The organism is Sphingorhabdus sp. (assembly GCF_044239005.1).
In the GTDB taxonomy this organism is placed as follows: domain Bacteria; phylum Pseudomonadota; class Alphaproteobacteria; order Sphingomonadales; family Sphingomonadaceae; genus Sphingorhabdus_B.
Window position 1 is genome coordinate 1 of sequence record NZ_JBIICH010000115.1, and the last position, 6,516, is coordinate 6,516.

Sequence of the window (6,516 nt, forward strand, 5' to 3'; positions counted from 1 at the left end):
TGCACGGAACAGCTCTGCATCCAGCCGCATGAAATCAGCGGCAATGTCCGGAAACGCATTCATTTCCTTGCACAAGGCTTCGGCATATAGCGCCCAGCCTTCGCCAAATGCGACATAGCCAGTGACCGAACGGAATTTGGGTCCGCCTTGCTGCCGCACCTGAATGTCGCCCTGGGTGTTGTGGCCGGGAACCGCTTCATGACACATCAGCGTGTACAGCGCCGCCGGATCGGGGGTCATACCCACAAGATGCACATAGGTGCGGGCGGGGCGCTTGCCATCGGGGCTTGGCGCAGACGCGTGCGCGGCACCGCCGGCGACTTCGCTGAACGCCGGTTCGCGCACCACTTCAATGCCGAAAGCTGGCGTCATGCCGAAATAGGCTGGCAACAGCGTGCGCGTTTTGGCGACAAAGGCATTTGCGGTGGCGAGATATTCGGCACGTGCGGCGTCGTCAAAAGGCTTTGGCGGATACAGCTTGGCGCGCCCGGCGTAAAAAGCGCTGCGGTCCTTGAACCCTGCCTTTTGCGCAAGCGCGTCCTGTTCCGCTTCAATGCGGGCCACTTCCTGAAGACCAATTTTGTGAATTTGGTCCGCGGTATAGTCCGTTGTCGTATTGAGCTTCAGTTCGTTGGCGTAATAGTCCGCACCGCCGGGAAGCGAAATGGCACCAACGCGGCCGCTTGGCGCAGCTGGCAAGCTTGCCTTGCCCCACGCAATCACGCGACCATAAGCAGGCTTCAGATCAAGTATGGCCGCGCGCGCTTCGGCGCGCATGGCGTCCGCATCGCCGCGCGAGATTTTGCCCGCGGTGACCAATGCTTCGGTCTTGGCCTGAACATCTGCCCAAAGCGCCGAGTCCGGTCCGGTCGTGAATGGCGCGCCGCTGGTGAGCTTCTCGCTGCCGGAAATGACGGACTCGACCTGAAATTTCGGTGCGCGAATGCCAGCGCGTTCGCTCGCTTGCGTGCGCTCAATCGCCATGTCCAGCACCGCAGGCATGCCGCGCAGCCGGGCGATGTAATTCTTTAGGTCCGTGACGTCGGCGACCCCATGGGTGTTGACCAAAAAATCTGCCAGCTGGCTGTGCACCGAATATAGACGCGAGTAGAAAGGCGGGCGGTACATCCGGTTCGCTTCGCTTATGACAGCGCGGTCGGCTTCCAACGCCCAGATGTCGAAATTCACCTGTGCTTCGGGCGACAGGTTGGCACGGTTGAATGCGGCCTTCATGCGGGCGACGCTTGCCTGACGCCATTTGACCTGTTCTGCTGCCGCATTGTCGCTGATATCATTCCAGCGGTCGCCGCCGTCTTTCAGGCCAAGGCGCGTTGCCACTTGGGGCTGTTGCTTGAGATATTCGCTGAATTCCGCATCCAGAAATGCGGTTAGCCGCGCATCTTCGCTGGCCATTCCGACTGACGTGGCCGGGGTTTGGGCATATACAAAGCTAGCTGGAAAAATCAGGTTGGCACACACGGCTGCTATGCCCATTTTCAAAATGCTTTTCATAAACTCTCCATATATTTGGCTTGGACCGTATGCCTGTGCGCCAGTCATGTGAAGCGATTTTAATGCCGCGAAACGATGCCCGCGATTGATCAGCGCAGATGAATTCACGTCACTGGCCGTTCGCCCGATGACGCAATCGAAACCGTCAAGCTTTTGTCGGGAAACCCCGAACAGTATCGCGCCGCGGCTATCGGGCCGAAAATTTCAGCCCGATCCAAAATATCCGGGGTGTTCCAAGGTCTATCGACGTTCCCACTTTGCGGGTCACAACCTCTTCATTGAGGATATTCTCAACCCGGCCGGTCAATGCGATCTTCCGGGTGAGGGGGATTTGTGCAAAGCCGTCAAAGGTAAGCGCCGATGGCAAAATATTCGCCTCAAGATCATCTTCGAATTGTGCGCCGACATAACGGGCTGTTGCCGACAATATATTGCCGGCGCTTGGCGTCCACCGCACGGTCGCATTTGCCGCATGGCGGGGGCTTTGTGCCGGGGTGAGCCCGTTGAGGCCGCTGGCGATGCCCGATGCGCGCACTTTGCTGTGGCTGAATGCGTAAGATGCGGCAATGCTGACCGCACCAAATTGCGCTTCGCCGCTGAGCTCGACGCCCTTGGCAATGACAGCATCGACATTGTCGCGTCGGCGCAGATTAGTGCCAATCGTGACGTTGGCGATGGCGTCGTTGAGCCTGTTGTAGAATAATGTTGCGCCAAGGGTCACGCCGGTGGCTGGTCGGACATCAAACCCCGCCTCGACACCGCGCAGCTTTTCCACGTCCAACGCTTCATTGGCGCGCGTTGCGACGGGGAAGACGGTGAACGGGCGGTAGAGTTCATTCAGCGTGGGCAAACGAAAGCCGGTATAGGCCGCGGCACGCAGCGCAACGCCATCGGTCGGCGCATAGAGTGCGCCAACGCGTGCGCTGGACTGCCAACGTGCACGATCGGCAAAGACATCATCGCGCACGACGGTTCCGTTGGTGGCGCGCTCTGCAAAAAAGCCGTTGGTGATCGTCCAGCGATCTGCGCGGATGCCGCCGGTCAGCGTCAGATCGCCAAGCGTCCAATCATTCTCGGCGAAAACACCGAATGTCGCGCTGTTGCCACCGGCGTTGCGCCGTGCGGTGATGAGGCCGGTGACGCCGCTATAGACATCTTCAAATAGCTCGCCTTCGGATAGCCGCGCATCGACGCCCATGCGCAATTGATGATCGCCGCCAACGGGTGGCCTGACCTCAATTTTGCCGCCGACCCCAGTGGATGGCGTGTTTCTTTGGTCGAGCGTTTTGCGGAACGACGTCGCGCTGATCACATTGTTGGTAAAATTGCGCGCCTGAACATAGGCCAGCGCGTCGACTTGCCAGCGCCCCTGCGACACGATGCGAATGCTTGCGTCTTGTCCTTCGGAGCTGCTGTCTGCGCCTGCAAAGCGTAAGGTGCGGCTGTCCTGAAAAATCAGTCCACGGAACTGCAGTTCAACGCCGTCGGCCAATGGCGCAACAGCGCGCAATCCGGTTGACCAGCTGTCATAGGCTGCGCGGACGTCGGTGGGCTGGCGGGTGGCGCTTGGCGCGGTGTAAAACCCGTCGCCGCGATCCCACCGACCCGATATGCTGACAAATCCGGCACCGAGATCAGTCGCGAGGCCAGCGGACAATTCGCTGGCGTTGCCGCTGCCGTAAAAGGCCGACAATGCCGCGTCGGGCAGGTCGGCCCGCCCCGCGCTGTTCAGTTCGATGGTCCCTGCGACGGCCCCTGCACCAAAGGCACCATTGCCGCCGCCGCGCGTGACGCGAATGGATGATAAACGTTCGGGGGTGATTGCGCTAAAGGGGATGTAGCCGAAAAACGGGTCGGCCTGAGGCACGCCATCAAGGAGCACCAAAGTGCGGCTTGAAGCATTGCCGCCAAGCGCGCGCAAAGTGGCACCTTGCGCCGATGGATTGGCTGAACGGCTGTCCGAACGCCGGAACTGTTGAAATCCGGCAACATCGGCGAGGATATTTTCAATCCGGCCAGACGCTTCGCTGCTTAGGCGCGTGCGGTCGATTTCCACCGAGCCATAAGCGGGGTCCCCCTTCGTCTGGTCGAGCCCTTTTCCGGTGACAATGATAATCGGCTCGGCGCTCTCCTGCGCATAAGCGGCAGGCGCACCGATGACGAACGCCAGTAGCGAGGTCCGAGCCAATAGCGTGATCATGCAGGTTCCCGAAAAAATGAAGGATAAGGATATTGCGGCGTTCTGAAGCCCATATATGCACCGTCAACAATTTTTGAACCATAATATACCGAGGTTGCATTAATGGTCTGACACGGGCATTGGCGGCGCACGGAATTAGGAGAAAAGCTATGCGTCAAATCGATCATTTCATTAGCGGTGGCACGGGTGCCAGCGCATCGCGTTTTGGCGACATAATGGATCCAAACAATGGCGGCGTTCAGGCCCGCGTTGCATTGGGCGATGCCGCTGTGTTGGAACGCGCGGTGCAGGCAGCATTGGCCGCGCAACCGGCGTGGGCGACGACCAACCCACAGCGCCGTGCGCGCGTGATGTTCGAATTCAAGCGTCTGGTTGAGGCCAATATGGACGATCTCGCGCATATGCTGTCGTCCGAACATGGCAAGGTCATTGCCGACAGTAAGGGCGACATTCAGCGCGGGTTGGAAGTCATCGAATTTTGCTGTGGCATCCCGCATGTACTGAAGGGCGAATATAGCCAAGGCGCTGGCCCCGGCATTGACGTATATTCGATGCGCCAGCCAATCGGCGTTGGTGCAGGTATTACCCCGTTCAACTTCCCCGGTATGATCCCCTTGTGGATGTGCGGCCCCGCGATTGCGACGGGCAATGCCTTCATCATCAAGCCAAGCGAGCGTGACCCCAGTGTTCCTGTGCGCTTGGCGGAACTGTTTATCGAAGCTGGCTTACCCGAAGGCATTTGTCAGGTCGTGCATGGCGACAAGGAAATGGTCGACGCCATTCTGGACCACCCCGCCATTGGTGCGGTGAGCTTTGTCGGCTCGTCCGACATCGCGCATTATGTCTACAATCGCGGCGTTGCCAATGGCAAGCGCGTGCAGGCCATGGGCGGCGCGAAGAACCATGGCATCGTCATGCCCGATGCGGACCTCGACCAAGTCGTTAATGACCTTGCGGGCGCGGCCTTTGGTTCAGCCGGTGAACGCTGCATGGCGCTTCCTGTCGTCGTGCCCGTTGGCGACGACACCGCAGAACGCCTGAAGGCGAAGCTCATTCCGGCGATACAAGCACTACGCGTTGGCGTCTCCACCGATGCCGAAGCGCATTATGGTCCGGTTGTAACCGCGCAGCATAAGGCAAAGGTTGAGGGCTGGATCCAGACCTGCGTTGATGAAGGCGGCGAGCTGATTGTCGATGGACGCGGGTTCAAGCTTCAGGGACATGAAGAAGGTTACTTCATTGGGCCAACCTTGTTCGACCATGTGACGACGGACATGGAAAGCTATAAGGAAGAAATCTTCGGCCCAGTGCTGCAGATCGTCCGCGCGGCCAACTTTGAAGAGGCCTTGGCGCTTCCTTCAAAGCACCAATATGGCAATGGCGTCGCGATCTTTACGCGCAATGGCCACGCCGCCCGTGAATTTGCAGCGCGCGTCAATGTCGGCATGGTCGGCATTAACGTGCCGATCCCCGTTCCCGTTGCCTATCACAGCTTTGGCGGCTGGAAACGCTCTGCCTTTGGCGACACCAACCAGCACGGTATGGAAGGCGTGAAGTTTTGGACCAAGGTCAAGACCATCACCCAGCGTTGGCCAGATGGATCTCCCGACGGTGGCAACGCGTTCGTCATTCCCACCATGGGGTAAATCACATGAAAATCGCATTTATCGGTCTGGGCAACATGGGCGGCGGCATGGCCGCCAACCTCGTTAAGGCAGGGCACAAGGTAAATGCGTTTGATCTGTCGGCCGAGGCATTGGCGCGGGCGCAGGAAAATGGCTGCGCCACATTTACCTCCGTGCGCGACGCGGTCGATGGTGTTGATGCTGTCGTATCGATGCTGCCCAATGGCAGTATCGTCGATAGCGTATTTGCAGCAGATGTTTTGGGCCATGCCCCCAAGGGCGCGATATTGCTCGATTGTTCGACGATTGATGTTGATACCGCGCGCAAGGTGACGGCGGATGCTGTCGCCGGCGGCTATGACATGGTTGATGCGCCGGTATCGGGCGGCATTGCGGCCGCCAATGGGGGCACGTTGACCTTCATGGTGGGTGGCACCGATACCGCCTTTGCGCGGGCAGAGCCGATCCTGTCGGCGATGGGTAAGGCTGTCATTCATGCTGGCGGATCAGGGGCGGGTCAGGCGGCAAAGATATGCAACAACATGCTGCTGGGTGCATCGATGATTGCGACCTGCGAAACTTTTGCCATGGCGGAAAAGCTCGGGCTCGACCTTCAAACCTTTTACGACATTTCGTCGAAAGCCTCTGGCCAGAACTGGTCGATGACCAGCTATTGCCCCGTTCCCGGCGTCGGACCGACATCGCCTGCGGATAATGAATATCAGGGCGGATTTGCGACCGCACTGATGCTGAAGGACCTTAAGCTGGCGATGGAAGCTGCGCAGTCCGTCAACGCCGATGTGCCCATGGGCACGCGGGCGGCCGAACTATACGCGCAATTTGATGCGGCTGGAAAAGGCGGCATGGATTTTTCGGCGATCATTCAAAGCCTGAAAAACTAACGCCAAACATCTGCGCGCTGCGCTTTGATGACGCAGCGGGATTGCCAGCGCGACACAAAACATTCTAGAACCACCGAGACATTCAATTTTACCCAGCGAGCAGATCAAACACGGCCTGCGCTGATATTGAGGAGCTTACCGTGCAGTCAGTCACCACGCAGAAAATCGATGATATCCTTGTTGTTCTTGTCGATAACCCGCCCGTTAATGCGCTGTCATGGCATGTCCGGCAGGGGCTGAAAGACGGTTTTGAGCTGGCACTTGCCGACGACTCGGT

At 58.7% G+C, this 6,516-nt stretch carries 4 protein-coding genes; 2 read left to right on the top strand and 2 right to left on the bottom strand.

Going from position 1 to position 6,516, the window contains the following annotated elements:
• Both ACILQA_RS08985 and ACILQA_RS08990 read right to left on the bottom strand, forming a co-directional pair.
• On the bottom strand, positions 1–1,512 hold a 1,512-nt coding region (locus ACILQA_RS08985), incomplete at its 3' end, for a DUF885 domain-containing protein (protein ID WP_395629395.1).
• Positions 1,513–1,699: 187 nt separating this feature from the next.
• Entirely contained in the window at positions 1,700–3,712 is a 2,013-nt protein-coding gene (locus tag ACILQA_RS08990) for a TonB-dependent receptor plug domain-containing protein (protein WP_395629396.1), read from the bottom strand.
• A gap of 149 nt (positions 3,713–3,861) precedes the next feature.
• Here ACILQA_RS08990 and ACILQA_RS08995 point away from each other — a divergent pair, with 149 nt between their 5' ends.
• Both ACILQA_RS08995 and mmsB read left to right on the top strand, forming a co-directional pair.
• Positions 3,862–5,358: a CoA-acylating methylmalonate-semialdehyde dehydrogenase gene (locus ACILQA_RS08995; protein ID WP_395629397.1), complete on the top strand. Its 1,497-nt coding sequence runs from the start codon at positions 3,862–3,864 to the stop codon at positions 5,356–5,358.
• Positions 5,359–5,363: 5 nt separating this feature from the next.
• On the top strand, positions 5,364–6,239 hold the full coding sequence (gene mmsB, locus ACILQA_RS09000; protein ID WP_395629398.1) for a 3-hydroxyisobutyrate dehydrogenase: 876 nt from the start codon (positions 5,364–5,366) through the stop codon (positions 6,237–6,239).
• The last annotated feature ends 277 nt before the right edge of the window (positions 6,240–6,516 follow it).

What these genes read in the sequence shown, in the direction of transcription:
- ACILQA_RS08990 (WP_395629396.1), bottom strand. Translation starts at nt 3,712, where the DNA reads ATGATCACGCTATTGGCTCGGACCTCGCTACTGGCGTTCGTCATCGGT.
- ACILQA_RS08995 (WP_395629397.1), top strand. Translation starts at nt 3,862, where the DNA reads ATGCGTCAAATCGATCATTTCATTAGCGGTGGCACGGGTGCCAGCGCA.
- mmsB (WP_395629398.1), top strand. Translation starts at nt 5,364, where the DNA reads ATGAAAATCGCATTTATCGGTCTGGGCAACATGGGCGGCGGCATGGCC.